The sequence below is a fragment of the Vibrio sp. 1F255 genome, assembly GCF_041439145.1.
Taxonomy (GTDB): Bacteria; Pseudomonadota; Gammaproteobacteria; order Enterobacterales; family Vibrionaceae; genus Vibrio; species Vibrio crassostreae_C.
Genome location: NZ_JBGONQ010000012.1, coordinates 93203 through 115846 on the forward strand (window position 1 = coordinate 93203; position 22644 = coordinate 115846).

Here is a 22644-nt window from a genome sequence, read left to right on the forward strand (position 1 = left end):
TTTAGACTTCCTCTATCTGACCGACATGCATCTTGAGTGTTCTTTGGCAACGTTGTGCAAGCTTAGGATCGTGTGTCACCAAAACTAAAGTTGTGCCGTGGGATGAGTTCAATTCAAACAACAACTCAACAATTTTGGCTGCCGTTTGTTGGTCTAGGTTGCCTGTGGGTTCATCGGCAAAAAGAATTTTTGGCTTAATCATAAATGCGCGCGCCAACGCGACCCTTTGTTGTTCACCACCAGATAGCTGCGACGGTAAGTGATCAAGCCTGTCTTTCAAGCCTACTGATTCAAGCAGAGCAGTCGCGCGTTCGATGTCTTCGTCTTCTCCCTTTAACAAACAAGGTAACGTGACATTTTGTAGCGCTGAAAGACTTGGAATTAACAAGAAGCTTTGAAATACAAACCCTACCGATTCACTGCGGATCTTCGCTCTTGCCTCGTCATCAAGCTGTGAAAGTGGCTGTCCTAATAAACTGATTTCGCCTTTCGTTGGTACATCAAGACCAGCAAGCAGCGTCATTAAGGTCGATTTACCCGCGCCAGACGTGCCGACAATCGCGACAGTTTCGCCTTCACGAATATCGATATCGACGTGCTCTAGGATTGTTAAATGTTCTTGATTAGTAGACACTGTCTTCGAAACAGCTTCTGCTTTAATGATGGATGTATGCATGACTCGACTAATTTCCTTTTTATTCTTTATTTTATTTTCAACCGCTTCTTTGGCTCAAGATACCCGCTTAGATTCTAAGTTACTGGTCCTTGGTGATAGCCTGAGTGCTGGTTACAACATGGACATCAAACAGAGTTGGCCAAGCCTGTTACCAGACGCGTTAGCAAAGCATGACAAAACGGTAACCGTGGTTAACGGGAGTATTTCTGGTGATACAACGGGCAATGGTTTAGCCCGCCTACCACAATTGCTTGAAGAACATGCTCCAGACACCGTTCTTATCGAACTTGGTGCGAATGATGGACTTCGTGGTTTCCCACCTAAGCTGATGTCTGCAAATCTTGAGCAGATCATTGAGCAGATAAAAGCTGCGGGCGCCAAACCTATAATGATGCAGATTAAAATCCCACCAAATTACGGAAAGCGTTACAACCAGCAGTTTGAATACGTTTTTGCAGCGCTTGCTGATCAACAAAACGTGCCACTTTTGCCGTTTTTCCTAGAGCATATCATCCTCAAACCTGAGTGGATGATGAACGATGGACTGCATCCAAAACCAGAAGCTCAACCTTGGATTGCTGAATTCGTCGCCGAAGAATTATATCAGTATCTTTAAGTTTTAATGGTCTAGCTCAATAAATTTTACACAGCTTTACGTTAGCCTGAGTGCATATCACCGTTAACTGTAAGGTTATTTATGCTGATCGAACCTGTTATCAAGGGTGTGGTAGCTAAAAGCGCTCACCCTATTGGCTGTCAAGAAGCCGTAAAGCAACAAATCAAATTTGTTAAGAGTGCGCCGCAAATCAAAGATGGCCCTAAACGAGTACTGATCATCGGCGCTTCCTCTGGATTCGGCCTTGCCGCTCGTATCGCCCTTACCTTTGGCGGTGCAAAAGCTGACACCATCGGCGTCTCATTCGAACGCGGTCCCAACGAAAAATCCCTCGGTAGTGCCGGTTGGTACAACAACATCTACTTCAAGAAAGAAGCCGAACGAGAGCAGCGCACTGCTATCAACATCGTTGGCGACGCCTTTTCTAAAGAAACACGCTCCCAAGTTGTCGAAGCCATCGAAACCTACTTCGAAGGTGAAGTGGATCTGATTATCTATAGCTTAGCTGCAGGCGTTCGTCCTAAACCAGATTCCGATGAGTTTTGGCGCTCAGCTATTAAACCGATTGGCGAAAGCGTTACTGGCGCGACGATTTCCCTTGAGCACGACGACTGGGTGACCAACACGCTCGACGCTGCAACAGAAGAAGAAGCTGAAAGTACACTCAAAGTGATGGGTGGTGAAGATTGGGAAAACTGGATAGACGAACTGATCAACGCTGAGTCTATTGCTCCGGGTTGTAAGACGATCGCCTTCTCCTATGTTGGTCCTGAAGTGACGCACCCTATCTACTTAGACGGTACTTTAGGTCGCGCTAAGATCGACCTTCATCAAACCAGTCATGCATTAAACCTCGAACTAGCTAACTTCGACGGCAACGCTTACGCGGCGGTATGTAAAGCCCTAGTCACTAAAGCGAGCGTTTTCATCCCTGGATTAAGCCCTTACTTACTTGCTTTGTATAAGGTGATGAAAGAGAAAGAGACCCACGAAGGTTGTATCCAACAAATGCAGCGTCTATTTAGCAGTAAACTCTATGGTCAATCAAAAGTACCACTTGATGGTGAGCGATTGATCCGTATGGATGATTGGGAATTAGATCCAGAAACCCAAGCGCACGTAACTGAACTACTAGAAAAGATGGATGAAAACAACTTCCAAACTTTAGGTGATTACCAAGGGTTCAAAGACGAGTTCTTGCAGCTCAACGGGTTCGCGCAGCCATCAGTAGATTACAGTAAGAAACTGAATAGCGAAGACTTTATAAAATTAAAGCCCTAATCGAAATTTATCTCATTACTGAGACCCGTATTCACATTTGAAAACCTCTGCAAAATTGCCGAGGTTTTTTTGTGCAACATTTCTTATACTTAGTTGACGTAAGATTCACAGTTTTCTTTGGTTCATCATAATTAACACAGGATGTGTTGATGCATTTAGCATAATTGACTCGGAGTCATATGAAGAAAATAAAAACTCTCGATTTAGATATCCCAGACGATATGGAGCACGGTTGGCAGAATATTGTCGACCTCTTAGCTCAAATTACTCAAGTGCCCGCAGCACTAATCATGCGTGTTCACGCCAATTACATTGAAGTTTTTTCAACCAGTCGTAGCGAGAACAACCCATACAACAAAGGTGATTCTGAAACGCTGGGGAATGGGCTGTACTGCGAAACAGTGATGGAAACTCAACGACAGCTTCTTGTGCCTAACGCGCTTGCCGATCCTAAGTGGGACAACAACCCAGACATCAAACTCGGCTTAGTCTCCTATTGTGGTATTCCATTACTTTGGCCTAACGGTGAACTGTTTGGCACCATTTGTATCTTGGACTCGAAAGAGAATCACTACACCCCTACTTATATCAAACTGTTAGAGAGCTTTCGGACTTCGATTGAATCTCAGCTTAAAACCCTATTCCAACACGCCAAGCTTACCCAAATGAATCGCGACCTAAAAAACCGCGTTTACAATCGCACTAAAGATCTCGCGAGCCTTAATTACTCGTTGAATCAAGAAATTGATAAACGAAAAGCGGCTGAACAGAAGATTAACTTCCAAAAGAATCACGACCTCGGCACCGGCTTTTTAAACCGAAACGCATTTGAATCTCGCTTAAACCACAAGCTACTGTCACAGAGAAGGCTGACAGACAGCTCATTTGCAGTCGTTCATATTGGTTTTACCAACGGTAGACGCATACAAGCACGCTACGGCTATAACGCGTTAGACCAAGTGCTTGTTGAATACCGAAAACGCATCGACTGTATTTCTGATATCGATGTATTAACTGCACGCCCTACTTCGGTTGACCTCGTATTGGCGTTTAGCGTTAAAGATTTACACCATCGCCTTGAAGAACTTTGCCAGACGCTCGTTAAAGTTGGTCATTCAGAATTCGACATCGAAAGTGACAAAGTGCATTTGCACGCGTTTATTGGGATTGCAATTACGAACGACGAAGATGACGCGGAAAGCATTCTGCAGAAATCTTCTGAAGCGATGTTAGCCTGCAAAGATTCAGGACAAAAGTTCGCTTACTACTCTCAATCCCATACCGAAGAACAAACTCACATTAATAAGATCGAAGGCTATTTGCTTCAAGCCGTTCGTAATGATGACCTTATGCTCTACTTTCAACCCAAAGTTAGCCCGTTGACGCATCGCTGGGTCGGTGCTGAAGCTTTGCTTCGTTGGCGACATCCTGTTTTGGGTGATATCTCTAACGAAACCCTGATCCACATGGCTGAACAAAACGGTTTGATTTTCGAAGTGGGCAGCTTTGTTTTACGCAATGCGATTGAAAAAGCCAAAGAGTGGTCCGAATACGTTGAAGATTTCAAGATGGCTGTGAATGTGTCTGCAATTCAACTCAAGAACGTACACTTTGCGGAACAAGTGGTTCACCTACTCGAAACCTATCATTTAGAGCCTCGTTTCTTAGAACTTGAAGTTACGGAGAGTGGACTGATAGCAGATGAAGTGGTTGCCAAGAATACCTTGGGATCTTTGCACGATATTGGCGTTACATTGTCACTAGATGACTTCGGTACGGGCTACGCCTCCTTCAGTTATCTGAAGAAGTTCCCATTCGACACCATTAAGATTGATAAGAGCTTTATCGACCAAATGCTCAACTCACACGAAGACTCGGAAATTGTTCGTTCTATTGTCCAAATTGCCAAAAAGCTCGACTTAAAAGTGACGATTGAAGGCATAGAAACGGAGGTTCAGGATCAATTTATTATTAACGAAGGCTGCGATGTGGGCCAAGGTTACCTTTACGGAAGACCAATGCCGAGCCAAGAATTCGAACACAGCTTAATCAATCAAAACTATTTGGGGACAACTCGTTACGCTTAAAGCGAAAAAGAGCAGTTAGTTTTGGATTTAGGCCTACTTTCTCTTTACTCTAAAGGTGGTGATTTTTATAATCGCCGCCTTTCTGTTTTTATCTTTCCCCTTATATAGGCATTCCTCGTTATGGATCAGTTGACTGCAAAGCTTAAAAAGCTCGAAAAACAAAACTACCGTGCATATCAACAAATTAAAGGTCAATACGACTTTGCTGATTTTGAATTACACATCGACCACATCCAAGGTGACCCATACGCGTCAGCTTCTCGTTTTCGTGCAACGCGCGCGTGGTCTTTGACCGGGTTAGATTGGCTGAAAGAAAAATCTTACGAATACCAAGTAGCCGCTCGTGACTTTATCGCACGTAGCTTCTCTGAGTTCGCGAAACAAGAGTCGACCGTTTCTATCGCGCTGACGGGTCAAACCGTATTAGACAACACAGCTGTTGTATTCACAGACCACGGCATCGAAATTCGTTTCCGTATTAATTTACCAGCTGATGGTCGTAGCATTCTTGCTAAGAAAGCGAACAACATCATCACTTTCTACTTACCGAAGTTTATTCGTCGCGCGACGCTTGAGCGTGAGTTAAACATCGATGCAATGATCAAACATTGTGAAACGATTGAAGACCAAGAAGCGCTGCGTGCTCAATTGGATGAAAACAACCTAGCCGCTTTCGTTGCAAACGGCAGTGTGTTACCTCGTATCGCGGGTAACTGCGACCTTCCAATGAAAGACGCGGTACCTTTCGCGGCTCCAGAATCATTGAGTGTTACGTTAAATACTCCAAACCAAGGTGACGTGACCGGCCTAGGCATTCCAAAAGGCATTACGCTGATCGTTGGTGGTGGTTTCCATGGTAAATCGACACTGTTGAACGCCGTTGAACGTTCTATCTACAACCATATTCCTGGTGACGGTCGCGAAGGCATTGTAACTGCGATTGATACGATGAAGATCCGCGCTGAAGATGGTCGATGTGTGCACAGCTTGAACCTGTCAAACTACATCAACCATTTACCAATGCAGAAAGACACATCTGACTTCAGCACACAAGATGCGTCAGGTTCTACGTCTCAAGCGGCTTGGTTACAAGAATCGATTGAAGCCGGCGTTCAAACTCTACTTATCGATGAAGATACGTCAGCGACTAACTTCATGATTCGTGACGAGCGTATGCAAGCGCTAGTGTCAAAAGGCGATGAGCCAATCACACCACTTGTCGACCGCATTGGTCAGCTTCGTGAAGAGATGGATATCTCTACCATTGTTGTAATGGGTGGCTCTGGTGATTACCTAGATGTCGCGAACACTGTGATTCAAATGCACGACTACCAAGCGGTAGATGTGACTGAAAAAGCAAAAGACGTGATTGCTCAGCACCCTACTCAGCGTACTAACGAATGTGAAACTGCTTTAGAAACGTTTGTACCGCGTTCATTGAACCGTGCTTCACTGATGAACATTCTGACTGACGGTAAATTCCGTGTTAATGCTAAAGGCAAAGAGTCACTGCGTTTTGGTAAAGAGTTTGCAGACCTTTCTGCGCTTGAGCAATTAGAATCACCGTCTGAAGTGAATGCGATCGGTTGGGCTTGGTTCCAATTCGCACAAACTCCAGGTTGGTCAAACAACCCTGCTAAAGAGTTTAACGCTATTTTAGAAAACGAATGGCACGCTAACATGCCTAACTACGGTGACCTAGCGAAACCAAGAACGTTAGATGTGATGGCTGCTCTGAACCGTATGCGTAAATCTCAGTTCAAGCCTTCGAACTGATTTCGTTAAATATCGGATTTATTGTGCTTCTAGGTTTTTGAAGTTTTAATCTTCTAATTTACTAAAGCTTCTAAGCCACTAAATAAGCAAATTAACCTTCTACGGCTCTCATTCTGAGGGCCGTAAATTTATCTAACCTCTTTTGACCTAACCTCTAGTGTCGTCAAAACTCTTGAACTTTATAAATTCATAAAACCAATCTTTACATCAATTACTTATCATCTTTTGTAATGAGAAAATTAAATGCACTGTTTACCGCCATCTAATGCTGTCGATCCCTCAAAACATGACACAGCTTTTACAAAACCCTAGTGATATTCAGATAAAGTCCCGATTCGACAAGTGTAACCAAATGTAACAGACCCTTGAGGCTTCAATGAATCATAAACGCGTTAAGATGCGTGACCATAAAATCGAAGTGAACCTATTCAAAAACCGCGTAATCGTCGCGTTTTGTGGGATCTTGATGTTCACTCTTGTCTTAGTCGGCAATCTATACCGACTTCAAGTTGAAAATTTTAAAAGCTATCAAACTCGTGCCGATGGCAACAGAATCAAAGTATTACCTATCGCCCCTACTCGTGGACTTATTTACGACCGTAACGGCGTGTTGCTTGCAGAGAACAAGCTTGTCTTTGATCTGACGATGATTCCAGAGCAAACCGATGATGTCGATGCAATGCTCGCCAAGCTAGACAAATATGTCCCGCGTGATGCTGAGCAGATTGCTCGTTTCAAAAAACGTTATCACAACACCCGCCGTTTTAAATCTGTGACTATTCTAGAGAACTTAACGGAGGAAGAGATCGCCAAGTTCTCCGTGCACCAGTACCAGTTCCCCGGCTTATCTATCGATACCAGCTTAAAGCGTTTTTACCCGAATGGTGAGGTGCTTACCCATGTTCTTGGTTACGTGGCGCACATCAATGATAGCGATCTCAGAAAGCTTGAAGAACAAGGCATAGAAGCGAATTATCAAGCTACAACAATCATAGGAAAACTGGGTGTTGAACGTTATTACGAAGATATTCTGCACGGCACCAAAGGTTATCAAGAAGTCGAAGTAAACAGCCGTGGGCGAATAGTCCGAACCATTGAGTACGTGCCGCCAGTAGCTGGTAAAGATATCGTGTTAAATATTGACCTTGAGCTGCAAAAATACGTCTTTGAGCAACTTGATCACCGAACTGGAAGCGCGGTTATTCTCGATCCGAAAGACAACAGCGTGTTGGCGATGGCATCAAGCCCGAGTTACGACCCTAACCTATTTGTCGACGGCATTTCGAGTAAGAACTACCAACGTTTATTGAATGATCCGGCTCACCCGTTGGTTAACCGCACCACTCTAGGCGTTTATCCTCCTGCCTCAACCGTTAAACCATTTATGGCTGTGGCAGGACTGCAAGAACATGTCATCTCTGAAGATACCATCCGTAACGACCATGGCGTTTGGAGAATTCCTGGCTCTAAACGAAACTCTAAATCGTGGCGTGACTGGAAACGTTGGGGTCACGGACCTGTCGATGTCACTCAAGCCATTGAAGAGTCGGTAGATTCATTCTTCTATCAAACCGCTTTCGATTTGGGTATTGACCGAATTTCAAGTTGGATGAACCGATTTGGATTTGGTGAACCGACAGGCATTGATATCTATGAAGAAAGTACCGCCAACATGCCGACTCGAGAATGGAAGATGATGCGTTATCGCACCCCTTGGTATCAGGGTGACACAGTTCCGATTGGTATTGGCCAAGGTTATTGGACATCGACACCTATGCAACTTGCTAAAGCAACGTCAGTATTGGTTAATCATGGTAAGGTGATGCCACCTCATATCTTAAGAGCCACCTTAGATCATGGTGAAGATTTCAGTACACAACAACTTGTCGAACCGGAGCCAATGCCCTCAATCACCGAAGTGCCGGATAGAATTTGGGATGTACCAATCAACGCGATGCGACTCGTGAACCACGGAAGTAGAGGCAGCGGCAGACGTGCATTTAAGGGAACTGACTATACGAGCGGCGGAAAATCAGGAACTGCACAAGTCTTTGATCTTGCGAAAGATCAGGTCTACAACTCGAAGAAACTCGCTAGGCATTTACTTGACCACGCGCTTTACACGGCTTTCGCACCGTATGAACACCCTGAATATGTCGCAACTGTGGTCATTGAACACGGTAACGGTGGTTCAAAAGTCGGTGCGCCTTATATCCGTAAAGTACTCGACTATGCCTTTGAACATAAAAGTGGCGAGAGCAAAGATCACTCCTAACACCAATAACTTAAGTCGCTACAGCACATAACGTAGTTACCCAAAACATAACGTAATGACGACAAAGCCCCACTTGTATCACTCACAATGTGGGGCTTTCCGTTTTAGGGTTCTGAGCAATTAGACAGCTAGAAATGCCTCTCGATTATGAGCTTCTTAATACATGCCATGCTTCACAGAGCGTCTGAAATTTTGCGGTGTTGCCTTCGTCTCTGTCCGGATGCCATCTCAATGCCAGTTGTCGCCAACGTTTTCTAATTTCATGGTGTGTCGCGCCTAAAGGTAACTCAAACAGGTTCAATGCTCGACTTCGATCCATATCGAGTTCATCACCACCCACATACTTTCTATACCGAGTCCAAAATTCGTTCAACAGCCTTTTGACTTCACCTTCATCCGCTTCATAGTTAACCCAATTAATGTAGTATTCTCGAAGTGGGTCTTGATGATCGATGCTGTGACTGCTTCCGTGATAACGACCATTCATCAATTCGATGTCCATCGCTTGGACTTGGAGCCAACCATCTGGGTGTAAGGTTTCTTGAAGCTGATAAAGCGCATTCATGATAAGGAAGTTCTTTTTAAACAACTCTTTCTCAGGCACAGCATCCAACACTGGCACAAACCCAAGATCGTTCAGATGAGCTGCCAATGTGTGTACTTTCCATCCGCTTGGCTTTTGCTTAAGCACTTCCATTATCGGCCAAAGCAATGGGTTTTCCATATGGCAATGAAAGTTTGCTCTCACATCTTGATAATTCGACATAGTTGACTCAGTTAGCTTCTCTGAATTAATGGATTTCTAGAACTGTGGATACTATAAGTAACCTGTTTCGCATCCGTTGCGTATCTTCTTTAATTGAAAGCGATTTTCTAAGATTTGTCGAGCTTAAGGACAAACAACTTTCTAACGTTTGGCTTAAAGGCACCTTTTATCGTCAAAACTGAGTACCATTTCGTTGAATACAACCGTTAGTAATAAAGCCGCAATTCTTTGGTACGGATACAAAAAAGGTCAGCGACTTAGCTGACCTTTCACATCTATCCCAATTTTAGGGACGAAGCATTGAACTGACTAGATAACGCCAAGCTCTCTTAGACGTTCCATTAGGTATTCGTTTGCTGTGTACTTTTCAGATAGCACTACTTCTGGTTTCGGGTGAAGGAATAGAGGCAAAGAGATACGAGACTTCTCTTGGCGTTCACCTGATGGGTTGATTACACGGTGAGTTGTCGATGGGAAGTAACCACCAGATGCTTCTTGAAGCATGTCACCGATGTTGATGATCATGTTACCGAAGTCACATGGAACATCTAGCCACTCGTCATTTTGAGCTTTAACTTGAAGGCCCGGCTCGCTTGCAGCAGGAAGAACCGTCAGTAAGTTGATGTCTTCGTGTGCCGCAGCGCGGATTGCACCTGGCTCTTCATCACCTTGCATTGGTGGGTAGTGAAGAACACGAAGCAGAGTCTGTTCACTGCCGTTGATCATTTCTGATAACGCAATAGAGAATTTCTCTTGTACTTCTTTAGGAGCATGAGCTTCAACCCAACCTAGCAGCTCTTGAGCAAAAGCATTCGCACGTTGGTAGTAATCTAGAATCTGTTCTTTCAGCTGTTCAGGGATTTGGCCCCAAGGGTATACGTGAAAGTACTCTTTGATGTCTTTTACAGTGTGGCCTTTAGCAACTTCAGACACTGAAGGTGGAAAATATCCATCTTGTGTTTCAACATTAAAGTGGAAGTTCTCTTTCTCTTCAGAGATGAAGAATTGGTACCAGTTTTCGTAAATTGACTCAACAAGCTCTTTCGGGATTGGGTGGTTCTTAAGAACACCAAAACCAGTTTCACGTAGAGAGCGAACAAATTGTTCTGCTGCGTCGTCAGCAAGGTAATCGACAGTTTCCAGTTTCATGACTTTCTTTCTTGTTATGTAGTAATAGAGCGATTTTAAGGATCGCTTTGTTGTAAATCAAACTTTTGTGAAACTCTAGCAACCGTTTGTCTAGATACTGGGCGATAACACCACTTTTCAACAAATCTGGTGATTAAGACCCAATTGAACACTGTTCATTATTGTGTAACACTATTAAAAACTTCGACGAGAGATCTTGATATGACAATCACGCCACTTGCTCAAAATCGACCATTGCTGTCATTGACGACGCTGTATCTGACTGTGTTTCTATTTTCAGCGTTCGCTCCCTCTTCAAGAGCGGTGTGGATTGCCGAAATTGTCCCAGCGCTCGCGATATTGGTGGGTATTTGGTGGTTATCAACAAAGCTCACCTTCACTAAGACAGCTTACGTTTTGATGTTTATCTGGCTGATTTTGCATACGATAGGCGCAAAATATACCTTCGCGGAAGTGCCATTTGATTGGTTCAATAACATGATAGGTTCAGAACGGAATAACTTTGACCGTGTCGCGCATTTCTCAATTGGCCTTTATGCTTACCCACTCGCTGAGTACTTGATTCGTAAAAAACTGGCTCAACCGGTGCTGGCATGTTTCTTTGCGCTATTTGCGATTATGAGTGTTGCTGCAGGTTATGAAATTATCGAGTGGTGGTACGCGGAGATCGCAGGTGGTGATGAAGGTATCGCATTCCTTGGTTCACAAGGCGATATTTGGGATGCACAGAAAGATATGCTGTGTGACACCACGGGCGCAATTGTCTCGCTATTACTTCTTAAGCTTCAAGGGCGTGTCAATGCTTACTAAGCTCAATTATTTACACTGAGTATCAAAAGCAACGTTGAAATGCCACACACAAACCGTGCTGTGGCATTTTTAGTTTCAGCATTGTTTGCTCGTTTTAATATGACTGGTCGTTTCATCGTGACAGGTTATTTCATCGTTACCTTGCCACCAACAAACTTGTAGGCTGGCGTACCTCGAACCAAAGTGTCTCGCGCAAATTCAATCCCGCATTCAGGGCACACACATGGTTTTGTCGTGAAATCTTCAACGATACGCTCCTTAAAACATTTCACGAGTGCACCTTTGCCACCTTTCCGATACTTAAAAAGCTGCGTTTTACATTTGGCACAGAAAATCTGAACCGTCTTGGTCGGTTGTTTCTTGTTTGGTTTAGCCATAGAAGTTAATGATTGAACTCTTTATTTCTTAAGTTTAGGGGCGACAAGAACCAAGCTTATCCCTAGAAGTATAACGGTTGATGAGACTATAAATTGCATAGTGACAGGTTCAGATAACAGTAATACACCACCAAGTGTTGCGATAACTGGAACAGAAAGCTGTGCAATAGACGCCACCACCGTATTCAGCTTTTTCACCACGTAATACCACAAACTATAACCCACACCAGAAGCCACAGAGCCCGATATAACCGCGTAAATCAAACCTTGTTCAGTGATAGACACTTGCGTTAACGCATTAGGAATCAAAACTAACAAGCTTAATGCCAAAAGGATAACTAGCGAACTGAATCCAAAGTTAGCGGTGGTCGATTGCAGTGCGTTTGACGATGTCTTTCCTGCCAATGTGTAAATGCCCCACCCAACTCCGGCCAGAGACATCAAGATAATAGAAACTAAATCAGGTGCCTGTGTCGATTCCGTTGGCATTAATAAATAAACAAGCCCTGCTACCGATAACAAACATCCGCCCCATTCAATCAATGACATTCTGTTGCCAGAAAACAAGTGCGCGGCAATCATCGTAAATTGCACCGCGACAAACAACACCAGAGCACCAAGACCTGCGCCAAGCTCTAAGTAAGCAAACGAAAAACCAAACATATACACGAGCAGTGACAATATTGATGTGAGTTGAAACTGTGATTTGAGCTTTGTGTATAGCGATGTGTTACTTGCTAACTCACTTTTAGCTTTAGATTGGGAAGATAAAGCTAATAAAATCAAAAGCGTAAGCGCACCAGATAAGATGCGAACGATCGAAAAGCTCAAAGGATCAATCGTTTGATCCATTAAGGCCCAGCGACACAGAACTGAATTAGCAGCAAATGCCACCAGCGTAATAAATGTAACCATCAGAGTTTGCATCGTTTTTCCTAAATGAGTTGTTTGGTCCTAATTGAGTTTTCTTGGATTTCAATCAACGTCAGGCTTCACCCAAACTTGGCTAAAGTCGAACCAACCTAATGCATTACATTTCGCGTTTTGCAACGTACCACATTGATCTTTATTAACGCCTAACCAGCAATGGAACATTGGAATCAATTGATTGCTTTGGACAAGTTGTTTACCGAGTTGTCTTGCTGGGAATTGCTCGAATTCCCCCGAACGCCAACGGTCAATCATGTGACACCATTGGTCGAAGTCTTCTGCCGGGCTAGATTCATCAAGAAAACTGTAGTCCATTAGCCAACCGGCTAAAGCGTCGTCTCTGTTATTAGCGATACCCATAGGGTTAATCCAAATATCGACATCATCAGCGTGTGGAGGATCGGTTTCGTAACCGTAAAGATCAACATCGACGTTGTATTGCTTCAGAACCGTGACAATCGCCTTGGCAAGCGTTGGAAACATTGGGTGTTGGCATTGATACGCCAATCTTATCGTTGGTTTGGAAATTGCTGGTGGACAAACTGGCACCTTCAATTTGATGTCATACCAACCAGGTTTTATGCCATAAGCGTGTAACACGCCCAAATCGATAACAGTCTCTTTTGGAATATGAACAAACAGATCCGCCGCATTCAACGCGTTAGATAAAAACTGTGCCCATGCGGGATCTTGTGCAATACCCTTCTTTCTATTGAGCAGTAAATACGTGCAACCAGGATCGAGTTCTACTTCATCGCTATCGCCACGGTCGGCCATAACAGGCTTAGATAGGCTTGGGTAAACCATTGAAGAATAAGCCTCATCCACCACCCAAACTTCAACGCGATCAATTAACGGTCTGAAACCAAAGTACCCATTGAAAGCGGTTAACACGAGTTGTTTCTCGTCGTTCTTTTCAATGCGATAAGGTCCCGTTCCAATCGGTCGAATATCGTAGTCTTCACCACGTAAAGTGATCGGTAATGTGACTTTAGCGACCGATTCCGTTAGTGCGAGGGGAAAATACTTGTCTGGACGTGTGAGAAAAACATCTACTACACAATTTGCAGGTGAAGAGACATCTTTGATATGCGAAAACATGTTGAGAGGTTCGAGTGCAAGCAGTGTATCCACAACATGATTGGTTAACAGAGGTTCCCCGTTATGGAAACGAACACCGGGTCTCAAGAAGAATCGCCATTGGTAATCGCTGATTTTTTGCCATGAATGAGCAAGATCGGGTTGAAGTTGGTCATTCTCATCTAGACGAGTCAACCCACTGAATACCTGACAAGCGATATGTTGCTCTGAACGACGCATCGATTTGGTTGGGTTAAGCATTGAAAGCGGCCGGTAATAAGGCAAACGAATAACTTGTTCGCCTTCTTGATACTGTACGCCCAAGTAGTTTTGAATAACTTGCGTGAGTTTGGCAGCATTGTGATCAAGCACTGACAGCGCCTGTCCAATTTTTCCTTCCTGCAAGTAGCGTCTTGCTAAGTTCTCGCTGACATCACAACGATTCTGTTTAAAGATAAGTTGAGATAACTTTCCTCGACCTGCTGCAGGTAACCATTCTACCCACCCTTCTTCTTCAAGCTTGTTGAGAACCATTCGAGCATTACGACGGGTACAACAGAGCACATCCGTGATGTCGTCGAGCTGAACATCAGAATCTTTACCATCGAAGTATTCAAACAGGGTTTCAAATTGAACGCGAAGTCTTGGACTGCTCATAAAGAGGAAAACTTATTCAAAGGACATTGAATTCAGTTTCCCTATTTTATGGCGTAAAATCAATATTACTGACACGATTTTATTGTGAATTATTGAGTACGACATCCTAAGATGTTATTCAATCTGAAGGGGTAAGTGCTTTTACAGTATAGGATTACATCACATCGCAGCCAATTTCATTGGCGATTTCACGGAGCTGCTGTTCATCGTCTAGTTTTATCGACCATTTACACTCAGAACCGTTAGCTGAAATGACATTTGCCCCTTTTCCGATGAGTTGAATTGCATCAACTTGGGCTTGCAGCGTGACTCTATGCTCACCATCTAAACGAACAACCAGCTCATGTGCGGTTGCGATGACTTTTCCACTTTTAAACGTTATGACCATGGGCTTCTCGGGTTACTTCTTTAAATACTGATTGCTTGTTCTAAGTACTGATTACTTCTTCTAAAGACAAAACCAGCGTACGACTGCCTAGTCTGTTATCGCTTATGTTTCTTAACGGCAATGGTTAAACGGCTGGTACAAACTAAGCGTTGACGCTCATCAGTGATATTGATCTGCCATACTTGAGTAGAGACGCCCAAGTGAATAGGCTCAGCAGTACCAATGACATGCCCTTCACGCATTGACCTTACGTGGTTCGCATTGATATCGAGCCCAACGCAATAATAGCCTTCTGGTACGCAGAAGTTTGCAGCCAATGAGCCAAGCGTTTCTGCTAGCACAACCGATGCGCCGCCATGAAGCATACCCAGTGGTTGGTGCGTAAAGTGACAAACCGGCATGGTTGCTACCAAAGAATTGTCATTTACTTCGGTGTAAACAATGTTGAGGTGTTCAATTAAGGTATTTTTTGAGGTCGCGTTGAAGGTATCTAGGTCAACGGGCTTTTTCCAAATACTCATATAGGTTCCTTAATTATTGATCTTGTTATCGCGTGCATAGCTTTTTTCTATATTACCGCTGTTAGTTATCTTACAGCCCTTAGCTATTACGCAAGTTGATGTTAACATGCATAAAAACCGAATACACAGAGGATATTGTATGACGTCATGGATGAAGTTTGCCTCGCTTCTCACACTTGCAGGCCTAACCGCGTGTAGCGCTTCTCCGACAGGCAGAAACCAATTGCTGCTTTTTTCAGATAAAGACATGTCTCAGCTTGGAGCACAATCTTTTGAACAAATGAAAAAAGAACAACCCATCAGCAAAGATGCCAAAACTAACGCTTATGTACAGTGCGTAGCGAACAGCATCACTCAATATATTCCTAAACAAGGTTTTAGTGAATGGGAAGTTGTTGTGTTTGATAGTGATCAAGTGAACGCATTCGCCCTACCTGGCGGAAAAATCGGTGTATACACAGGGTTACTCAAGGTTGCAGTCAATCAAGACCAACTCGCGACGGTTATCGGTCACGAAGTGGCACACGTTTTAGCGGACCACAGTAATGAGCGCCTTTCTCAGTCTCAAATCGCTAATACTGGCTTGTCTATTACTAATGTCGCGTTAGGTGCATCAGAGTACAAACAATATCAAGGTATGACGATGGCCGCGTTAGGATTAGGCGTTCAATATGGCGTTATTCTACCGTATGGGCGAACTCAAGAGTCTGAAGCCGATGTTGTTGGTTTAGAGTATATGGCTCAAGCAGGTTTCGATCCAAACCAAAGTGTCAACTTGTGGCAAAACATGGCGAAAGCATCAGGGGGTAATCAACCGCCAGAGTTGCTTTCTACGCACCCTTCCCACAGTACGCGTATTAAAGATCTACAAGCAACGATAAAAACGCTTCCTCAATCAGGTTCACCAAGACCAAATTGCAAAGCGTAATCTAAGTAAGAATCGCCTAGCTGGTGTAAATACAAAATGCCCTATCCATATTGGTTAGGGCATTTTCAGTTTCTTGCTAGCTAACAGTTCAAGTGCACTAAGCAGCTGGATAATTCCAACAACAGAAACTCACTCGTTAAGTACCAAGAATTTGTAATGGTAGGCTTAATAGCTGATCACCAGTAGATGCAAAATACCAGATAACACCAATCAAACTGCTCACTAAACCTACATACCAAACGAACGACACGACTTGCCCGTATTTGTCTAACGGTAACAAGTGACTGTGATGACGTCCTTTCCATTCAAACAGTATTTCAACACTGCCCATGATCAATAAGAAACCAAACAGGGTTAAATTCAACTGATAACTCAATACCACACCAGCAACGGCAGCCGCGACACAAAGTACAATGCCAAGCACACTGTTCATCGAGAAACTGATACTTTTAAGAACATGTCCGCCATCGAGAGGCAAAATCGGCAATAGATTGAACAGGTTTAATAGAGCATTAAATACTGCAAGGCCGGCAAAGAACATTTCGCCAGTCGCCCAATACAGCACCATAAATACTAACGACAATATCAGGCCGAACAATGGCCCCATGATTGAGATAACCACATCTTGCCAACGCGTATTAATCTTTTCATCGGATAACGCCAAGCCACCAAGAAATGGTATCAAATAGATCCCTTTGGTTTTCATGCCGAAGTATTTCATCGCTCTAATATGACCGTACTCATGGAACATTAAACAGGCGATTAAGGCCAAAGCGAACTGAATTGAAAACAACCATGAATAGGCCGCTAAACTCGCAGAAGCAAGTACGACCTTGATTAGCTTGGCGCTTTTAAGCGCTTTCATACCAAGCGACACCAACCCAATTAAGCTAAAACGCTTCTCTGGTTTAGGAGCGACAACAGGAGTTTGTTGTTCAATATCTTTGGTGTTTCGATTGCCTTCGGTAATGGTTTGCCCATTCACCGACGCTTTATACGTCATCTCAAACGGTTGCCACTGAACGGTCGATTCAACGTGACACTGCAACGTTTCTTCGCCAGCGCGTAGTGTAAATTCGTGTTTTCGGGCGTCTTCTTGGTCTGTGGTCGCATCTAATTGAGATACCAAAGTGTTATCCCAATACAACTGTTGCCACCCTGCCATTGATCCTTCTAAACGAAGCGGTTTTCCAAGAAACTCTATCGCGAGTAATTCCAAACTTAAAATTCCAATTTAATGACTTCTAACGAGTGTCGATATTATGCCGATTTAGCGAATGGTGGTAAACAGAAACAAAGTTGTTACATATTGAGCTATTGAACACTATTTATACCGCAACGATGCATAAACACTCTGGTCACACCTCCAACCACGAATAAATTATTGATTATACTTATATTATCGATGTTAAAGTGCCGCCCCTTTAAAACATAACCTCACAAAATAACAACTCTTTCTTTGACTTTATATAAAACATGAATTTAACATGCTATTTACATTAGAGCTTCAACACCAAAAATGCTCAGTGTGTTTTCAAACCATAATAACGAAATTCGATGCCCTAGGAGGGTCAAGGATGAAAACAATACAACGCTCTCTCGTTTCACTTTCAGTACTATTTGCATGTAACTCACTTGCGGCTGGTTTCCAAGTTGCTGAGCATTCTGCCTCAGGTCTTGGTCGCGCATTCTCAGGTGAAGGCGCTGTAGCCGATAACGCGAGTGTACTAGCGAGAAACCCCGCCGCAATGACCCTATTTGATACAGCCCAATTTTCAGGCGCGGTTTCTATCGTTGATCCAGAGGTTAACGTTTACGACGTTGACGCTAACGAGCATTCAAAAGATGTTGCTCCATTACAAGTCGTGCCAGCCGCATATTACATCAGCCCAATCAACGAAAAATGGGCTTGGGGTATCGGTATGTTCACCAATTATGGTGTTGCTACGGATTACCCTGATGACATCTCGGCAGGTGATATGGCTGGTGATACGTCGCTCTTATCTGTAAATCTAAATCCAAATATTGCGTATCGCGTGAATGAATCATTTAGCGTTGGTGCAGGTTTAAACCTTGTGTATGCGGAAGCTGAACTTACTCGCCATAAAGGAGAGCTCGCTAACTTTGTTGGTGGAAATCCATCTGACAAACTTATAGGCATGACCGGTGAAACATTTGCCTATGGTTGGAATGTTGGCGCGATGTATGAGCTGAACGAAAACAATCGCTTTAGTATCGCTTACCGCTCTTCTGTTGATCTTGATTTCGATGACGGTGAATTTACCAGCTACGATTCAGGTAGAGCAACATCTCCCAAGGTTGATGGTCGTCTTCAAATCGAGCTTCCTTCTATTCTGGAGCTTTCAGCATTTCACCAACTTAACGAACAATGGGCAATTCACTACGGTTGGCAACAAACTGATTGGAGTACTTTTAAGGAGTTAAAAGCAACAAGTCCAGATTGTACTGACAACGGTGTAGCAGGTCAGTGCTTCTACAAACCTGAAAAATATGAAGACAACAATCGATATTCACTAGGCGCAACGTACCAACTAAACAGTAAGTGGACATTAAGAGCTGGTTACGCTTATGACGAACAAGCTGGTGAAGCAACTTTAAGCATTCCTGATAGTGATCGTATGTGGTATAGCGCTGGCTTCACTTATGTTTGGAGCGAAAATATGACTGTCGATGCAGGATTCGCACTTGTTGTAAGTGATGACGGTGAGTTCACTGAGACAAATGGCGCTCAGCAAGAAAGGACTTTCGAAGCAGAAGGTACCGCTTACCTTTCTTCAGTTCAGCTTAACTACACTTTTAACTAAATCAGGATCGTATCATGAAACGTAACTTTAAGATCTCTCTACTATGTTCAGCGATCCTGCTAGCAGGTTGTGGCGACAACACCGAAAGTTCGGTAACAAGTAACCAACAACTTGAAGCCTATCTAGAAACGTCTTTGGCAAGAGCGACAACTCAAAAAATGCTCTTGCAAGGTAGTAATGCATCAGTTCCTTTAAGCAATAACCTATTATTTGACTCTACAGATGGCACGTTAGCGATCCCAACAGGTGGCGACGATAGCATTTCTAACCCAAAAGCAGCATTAAATTATGCCGATGGTTTTTCGACCAGCATGCCAATTTACATCGAGTTTGAAGGCGACGGTTTTGGTGATACTCCTGGAGTTGTTACTTCCGGAGTGACATTGTTGAAGCTTTCTAAAAAGCTAACAGACACGTCCACAGCGGCTCAAGTACCAACACCTGTTGCTAGCTCTGAATACACAGTTTACAAAGTAGGCTCAAACCTAGCAATTACACCTAATACTCCTTTTGATGAGAAGTCTGAATATTTGCTTGTTGTTACTGATGATGTTACAGATGTAAATGGTAACCCAGTAGGTACATCGCAAAGCTATGCGGCTCTCAAAACAGCCACTAAAACTTATTCAACCGGTGACTTAGCTAGTGCGCAAACTTTAATTAAAGGTCAAGAAGCTATAGCTGCGGCTGTTGGTGTTGATGCGGAAAAGATTGTGTATTCAGCTTGGTTTACTACAACTTCTGTTGGTGATGTTCTCGCCTCTACAGCATCGTTGATTGGTGGAATGATTGATGCTGGAGCCCCACTTTCGACTTATTGGAATGGTAGTGCAAACCCAAATAGTGTCGATCTGTCAAACGCTTATAATCTTAGCCTAGATTCTTCATCAACAGTTCCGTTTGCCACAGCAATCGCTGCAGATGCTGACTTTAAAAAATATCTTGCCGATGACGATGCAACAGAAAATGCCACTTTGATTGGAGGCATAAATCTCCTTTACTCTAACGCTGGTATCAGCACTACGTCGGTAAACGTGACTAAAGGTACTGTTCAACTCCCATATTTCTTGGAAACCGATCCAACTAAGTTCTCTACAACGCCATTTGCATCAGCATTGGACAGTTTAGCGGTTATCAAAAGCGCACTAACGGATAGCTCTACAAGTTCTTTCGTTGGTGGAGAGTTGGTTAAATTAGGATTAGACCCAACAAACCTTAGCGCAGCTGATGTCACGACTTTAATGGGAAAAACACTCACAAAGGACGCAAGTGGAACAGCTCTAGATAGTGAACGTCTTGTCACTCAATATTCACCAATACCACAAATTAAATCACTCGAAGCTGTTGATGTGCTTTTGTTTACACCCACAACTGGCACGCCTTCAGGTGTAGTCATTTATCAGCACGGTATTACCTCTGTAAAAGAAAACGCGTATGCATTTGCGGCTAATTTAACGGCTGAAGGTCTTGCTGTCATTGCAATTGACCACCCTATTCATGGGTCTCGTTCACTTGCCGGAGGTGCTATTTCAACTAACGATAATGCTCTGTACTACTTGAATTTAAGTGCTTTGCCTGTTGCCCGTGACAATATTCGTCAAAGTGCGCTTGATGTAATAGGTCTTCGTATGGCACTTGAAAAAGTGGGTAATGACTTTACTGGTACACCATTAGCCGGAGTTGATGTAAAAGACACAACCGTTAAGTTTATGGGCCACTCATTGGGTGGCATTACCGGATTTACTTCTGTTGCGACATCAGAAATTGCTGGCACACATAAATTTAGCTCGGCGGTATATGCTAATTCAGGTGGTCACATAGCCGAATTATTGTTTGCTTCTGAAACGTTTGGTCCTGAAATCAAACACAATCTGGCTAAACAGTTGAATGCAACGTATCGGGATTCAGTGGCTTCAGCTTGTACTACGGACGACATTGAAGATGGCGATTGCTATACCGCTTTTGCTACTGGAAACCCAACCAGCGCCGCAGCAATTGAAACTGAATTAGTTGCATTTAAAGTCGCCGCTCAAACCCTTATTGACACGGTCGATCCACATTCACTAGCAAACACTGAGGACCTGTCATCATTTAGTTCTAGCTATCCAACGTTGTTGATCCAGTCGCAAAACGACGAAACTGTACCAAACAATGGTAATGATGATAACGATAAACCATTGTCTTACACGGCTTCGTTTGTTGGTTCTGAAGGATTAGATTCAACTTTAGGGTTGGATGACTCTACAAAAGCTAGCACTTCAACTGGAAACCGAGTGTTTGTTCAGTATAACGAAACGACTAAGCACTCTACGATCATCGGACCGCAAGCAGACCTTTCTGATGCCACTCATACCCTATCAATGAGAGCTCAAGTAGCTGATTTCTTAGAATCGGATAGCCTTGATGCAGCAGCACCGGATGCTTTATTGGAATAACTAAGACTTTAGCTTATTCACTAAACCAAATGCCAGCCTAACCGCTGGCATTTTTGTCTCTGTCGTTCGAACAAGTCCCCTAGTTAACCGTTTGCATAAAACTTTAAAACACAAATGGTTGATCTCAGCTAAAATTAATCAAGACAGAATACCGTACGACCTCTTTCTTTATTGTAAATAAAGTGGATAATAGCCCCGTAATTTAATACCTAATAAATGTGAGTCCATTATGTCTTCTGAAGCTACTATGCTAGAACGCTGCCAATCTAAATGTGAACTATGTGGTTCTGATTCTTCTCTTACTGCATACGCAGTGCCGCCACACAGCCACGTAACAGTGGATCACGGCATCATGGTATGTGACAAATGTCTTGGTGAGATTGACGATCCTAAAGATATCAACCACTGGCGTTGTCTGACTGACAGCATGTGGAGCCAGGAAGCGCCAGTTCAAGTAACGGCATGGCGTCAACTTACTCGTCTGAACACAGAAAGCTGGGCTCAGGACGCGCTAGACATGATGTACCTTGAAGAAGAAACATCAGTTTGGGCACAAATCGGCATGTCTGCTGATGACAAGCCTCTTGATGTGAATGGCGTTGAACTTAAGAAAGGTGACGACGTAACAGTAATCAAAGACCTGCCAATCAAAGGTACTAACCAAGTGATTAAGCAAGGTACTGTTATTCGTGGTATCAGCGTTGGTGACGATCCTAAGCTTGTTTCTGGTAAAACAAACGGCGGTCAATCAATGTACGTAATCGCTGAGTTCTGCCGTAAGAAGTAATCTTACTGTAAGAAAGTGATAGAAAACGAAAAGGCGCTAATTAGCGCCTTTTTTCTTGGAAAAATTTAACCTATTCCGTTGTTCTAGAAACCACTGCCTACGTTAAAGTAGATAGCGCGTTCTTCATGGCTTTGCGCATAATCCATCCCAAGGTGCAAACCGTAACGTCTCGCGATTTGGTATCGAAAGCCGACACCTCCGGCATTGACGGTACTGTCGTGGCTTATGCCGTTATCTTGCTTTGCAACCCCTGAACCGTAAAACCCAGACACCTTCCAAC

The 22644-nt window shown here is 43.5% G+C and carries 19 protein-coding genes and 1 pseudogene; 10 read left to right on the forward strand and 10 right to left on the reverse strand.

The genetic code is table 11. From position 1 onward, the window contains the following. Position 1 precedes the first annotated feature (1 nt). A complete protein-coding gene (locus tag ACED41_RS09340) occupies positions 2-676 on the reverse strand; it encodes an ABC transporter ATP-binding protein (protein ID WP_004730959.1) in 675 nt (224 codons plus the stop codon). Between ACED41_RS09340 and ACED41_RS09345 the strand changes: the two genes are divergently transcribed. The 5 genes from ACED41_RS09345 to mrdA all read left to right on the forward strand — a co-directional run bounded on the left by ACED41_RS09345 (position 675) and on the right by mrdA (position 8711). Beyond that, a complete protein-coding gene (locus ACED41_RS09345; RefSeq protein ID WP_017060079.1) occupies positions 675-1292 on the forward strand; it encodes an arylesterase in 618 nt (205 codons plus the stop codon). The two genes, ACED41_RS09340 and ACED41_RS09345, sit on opposite strands and share 2 nt — an antisense overlap. Before the next feature lie 81 nt (positions 1293-1373). Next, entirely contained in the window at positions 1374-2573 is a 1200-nt protein-coding gene (fabV, locus tag ACED41_RS09350; protein WP_371724859.1) for an enoyl-ACP reductase FabV, read from the forward strand. A 179-nt stretch (positions 2574-2752) separates the two neighbouring features. After that, entirely contained in the window at positions 2753-4660 is a 1908-nt protein-coding gene (locus ACED41_RS09355; protein ID WP_371724860.1) for an EAL domain-containing protein, read from the forward strand. 120 nt (positions 4661-4780) lie between these two features. Next, positions 4781-6436 carry an ABC-ATPase domain-containing protein gene (locus ACED41_RS09360; protein ID WP_017060076.1) on the forward strand — a complete coding sequence of 552 codons (1656 nt, stop codon included), beginning with the start codon at positions 4781-4783 and terminating at the stop codon, positions 6434-6436. A gap of 376 nt (positions 6437-6812) precedes the next feature. Continuing rightward, entirely contained in the window at positions 6813-8711 is a 1899-nt protein-coding gene (gene mrdA / locus ACED41_RS09365) for a penicillin-binding protein 2 (RefSeq protein WP_048608341.1), read from the forward strand. Positions 8712-8856: 145 nt separating this feature from the next. Here the strand turns inward: mrdA and ACED41_RS09370 are convergent, their stop codons facing one another. Next, positions 8857-9477 (reverse strand): DNA-J related domain-containing protein, encoded by a 621-nt coding sequence (locus ACED41_RS09370; RefSeq protein ID WP_029235236.1) that lies wholly within the window; start codon positions 9475-9477, stop codon positions 8857-8859. 309 nt (positions 9478-9786) lie between these two features. After that, complete coding sequence (locus ACED41_RS09375) at positions 9787-10626, reverse strand: isopenicillin N synthase family oxygenase (protein WP_017060073.1); 840 nt, start codon at positions 10624-10626, stop codon at positions 9787-9789. Between the two features lie 201 nt (positions 10627-10827). On the opposite strand from ACED41_RS09375, the gene ACED41_RS09380 reads away from it, so the two are divergent. After that, complete coding sequence (locus ACED41_RS09380; protein WP_104216053.1) at positions 10828-11436, forward strand: DUF2238 domain-containing protein; 609 nt, start codon at positions 10828-10830, stop codon at positions 11434-11436. A 125-nt stretch (positions 11437-11561) separates the two neighbouring features. On the opposite strand, the gene ACED41_RS09385 is transcribed toward ACED41_RS09380, so the two are convergent. The 5 genes from ACED41_RS09385 to ACED41_RS09405 form a co-directional block, all read right to left on the reverse strand. Beyond that, positions 11562-11813, reverse strand: a complete 252-nt coding sequence (locus tag ACED41_RS09385) for a hypothetical protein (RefSeq protein WP_017060071.1) — start codon at positions 11811-11813, stop codon at positions 11562-11564. Between the two features lie 21 nt (positions 11814-11834). Continuing rightward, positions 11835-12740 (reverse strand): DMT family transporter, encoded by a 906-nt coding sequence (locus ACED41_RS09390; RefSeq protein ID WP_017064603.1) that lies wholly within the window; start codon positions 12738-12740, stop codon positions 11835-11837. A 48-nt stretch (positions 12741-12788) separates the two neighbouring features. After that, positions 12789-14480 carry an SgrR family transcriptional regulator gene (locus ACED41_RS09395; protein WP_371724861.1) on the reverse strand — a complete coding sequence of 564 codons (1692 nt, stop codon included), beginning with the start codon at positions 14478-14480 and terminating at the stop codon, positions 12789-12791. A 154-nt stretch (positions 14481-14634) separates the two neighbouring features. Next, positions 14635-14868 carry a DUF3389 domain-containing protein gene (locus ACED41_RS09400; protein WP_017064605.1) on the reverse strand — a complete coding sequence of 78 codons (234 nt, stop codon included), beginning with the start codon at positions 14866-14868 and terminating at the stop codon, positions 14635-14637. A gap of 95 nt (positions 14869-14963) precedes the next feature. Beyond that, a complete protein-coding gene (locus ACED41_RS09405; protein ID WP_004730936.1) occupies positions 14964-15389 on the reverse strand; it encodes a hotdog fold thioesterase in 426 nt (141 codons plus the stop codon). A gap of 139 nt (positions 15390-15528) precedes the next feature. Between ACED41_RS09405 and ACED41_RS09410 the strand changes: the two genes are divergently transcribed. Further along, positions 15529-16317, forward strand: coding sequence for a M48 family metallopeptidase (locus ACED41_RS09410; protein ID WP_017060066.1), 789 nt, complete (start codon positions 15529-15531; stop codon positions 16315-16317). Between the two features lie 136 nt (positions 16318-16453). Here the strand turns inward: ACED41_RS09410 and ACED41_RS09415 are convergent, their stop codons facing one another. Next, positions 16454-17536 (reverse strand): site-2 protease family protein, encoded by a 1083-nt coding sequence (locus ACED41_RS09415; protein ID WP_017060065.1) that lies wholly within the window; start codon positions 17534-17536, stop codon positions 16454-16456. A gap of 358 nt (positions 17537-17894) precedes the next feature. On the opposite strand from ACED41_RS09415, the gene ACED41_RS09420 reads away from it, so the two are divergent. The 3 genes from ACED41_RS09420 to ACED41_RS09430 all read left to right on the forward strand — a co-directional run bounded on the left by ACED41_RS09420 (position 17895) and on the right by ACED41_RS09430 (position 22364). Beyond that, entirely contained in the window at positions 17895-19142 is a 1248-nt protein-coding gene (locus ACED41_RS09420) for a porin (RefSeq protein ID WP_050654485.1), read from the forward strand. Positions 19143-19156: 14 nt separating this feature from the next. Then, positions 19157-21577 (forward strand): VolA/Pla-1 family phospholipase, encoded by a 2421-nt coding sequence (locus tag ACED41_RS09425; RefSeq protein WP_371724862.1) that lies wholly within the window; start codon positions 19157-19159, stop codon positions 21575-21577. 229 nt (positions 21578-21806) lie between these two features. Further along, on the forward strand, positions 21807-22364 hold the full coding sequence (locus ACED41_RS09430; RefSeq protein WP_017060062.1) for a PhnA domain-containing protein: 558 nt from the start codon (positions 21807-21809) through the stop codon (positions 22362-22364). Positions 22365-22447: 83 nt separating this feature from the next. Here ACED41_RS09430 and ACED41_RS09435 read toward each other — a convergent pair. Further along, a pseudogene (locus ACED41_RS09435) lies at positions 22448-22644 on the reverse strand (glyceraldehyde-3-phosphate dehydrogenase); the annotation flags it as partial.

Coding starts and splice junctions, on each gene's coding strand:
- ACED41_RS09345 (WP_017060079.1), top strand. CDS start 675: ATGACTCGACTAATTTCCTTTTTATTCTTTATTTTATTTTCAACCGCT.
- ACED41_RS09340 (WP_004730959.1), bottom strand. CDS start 676: ATGCATACATCCATCATTAAAGCAGAAGCTGTTTCGAAGACAGTGTCT.
- fabV (WP_371724859.1), top strand. CDS start 1,374: ATGCTGATCGAACCTGTTATCAAGGGTGTGGTAGCTAAAAGCGCTCAC.
- ACED41_RS09355 (WP_371724860.1), top strand. CDS start 2,753: ATGAAGAAAATAAAAACTCTCGATTTAGATATCCCAGACGATATGGAG.
- ACED41_RS09360 (WP_017060076.1), top strand. CDS start 4,781: ATGGATCAGTTGACTGCAAAGCTTAAAAAGCTCGAAAAACAAAACTAC.
- mrdA (WP_048608341.1), top strand. CDS start 6,813: ATGAATCATAAACGCGTTAAGATGCGTGACCATAAAATCGAAGTGAAC.
- ACED41_RS09370 (WP_029235236.1), bottom strand. CDS start 9,477: ATGTCGAATTATCAAGATGTGAGAGCAAACTTTCATTGCCATATGGAA.
- ACED41_RS09375 (WP_017060073.1), bottom strand. CDS start 10,626: ATGAAACTGGAAACTGTCGATTACCTTGCTGACGACGCAGCAGAACAA.
- ACED41_RS09380 (WP_104216053.1), top strand. CDS start 10,828: ATGACAATCACGCCACTTGCTCAAAATCGACCATTGCTGTCATTGACG.
- ACED41_RS09385 (WP_017060071.1), bottom strand. CDS start 11,813: ATGGCTAAACCAAACAAGAAACAACCGACCAAGACGGTTCAGATTTTC.
- ACED41_RS09390 (WP_017064603.1), bottom strand. CDS start 12,740: ATGCAAACTCTGATGGTTACATTTATTACGCTGGTGGCATTTGCTGCT.
- ACED41_RS09395 (WP_371724861.1), bottom strand. CDS start 14,480: ATGAGCAGTCCAAGACTTCGCGTTCAATTTGAAACCCTGTTTGAATAC.
- ACED41_RS09400 (WP_017064605.1), bottom strand. CDS start 14,868: ATGGTCATAACGTTTAAAAGTGGAAAAGTCATCGCAACCGCACATGAG.
- ACED41_RS09405 (WP_004730936.1), bottom strand. CDS start 15,389: ATGAGTATTTGGAAAAAGCCCGTTGACCTAGATACCTTCAACGCGACC.
- ACED41_RS09410 (WP_017060066.1), top strand. CDS start 15,529: ATGACGTCATGGATGAAGTTTGCCTCGCTTCTCACACTTGCAGGCCTA.
- ACED41_RS09420 (WP_050654485.1), top strand. CDS start 17,895: ATGAAAACAATACAACGCTCTCTCGTTTCACTTTCAGTACTATTTGCA.
- ACED41_RS09425 (WP_371724862.1), top strand. CDS start 19,157: ATGAAACGTAACTTTAAGATCTCTCTACTATGTTCAGCGATCCTGCTA.
- ACED41_RS09430 (WP_017060062.1), top strand. CDS start 21,807: ATGTCTTCTGAAGCTACTATGCTAGAACGCTGCCAATCTAAATGTGAA.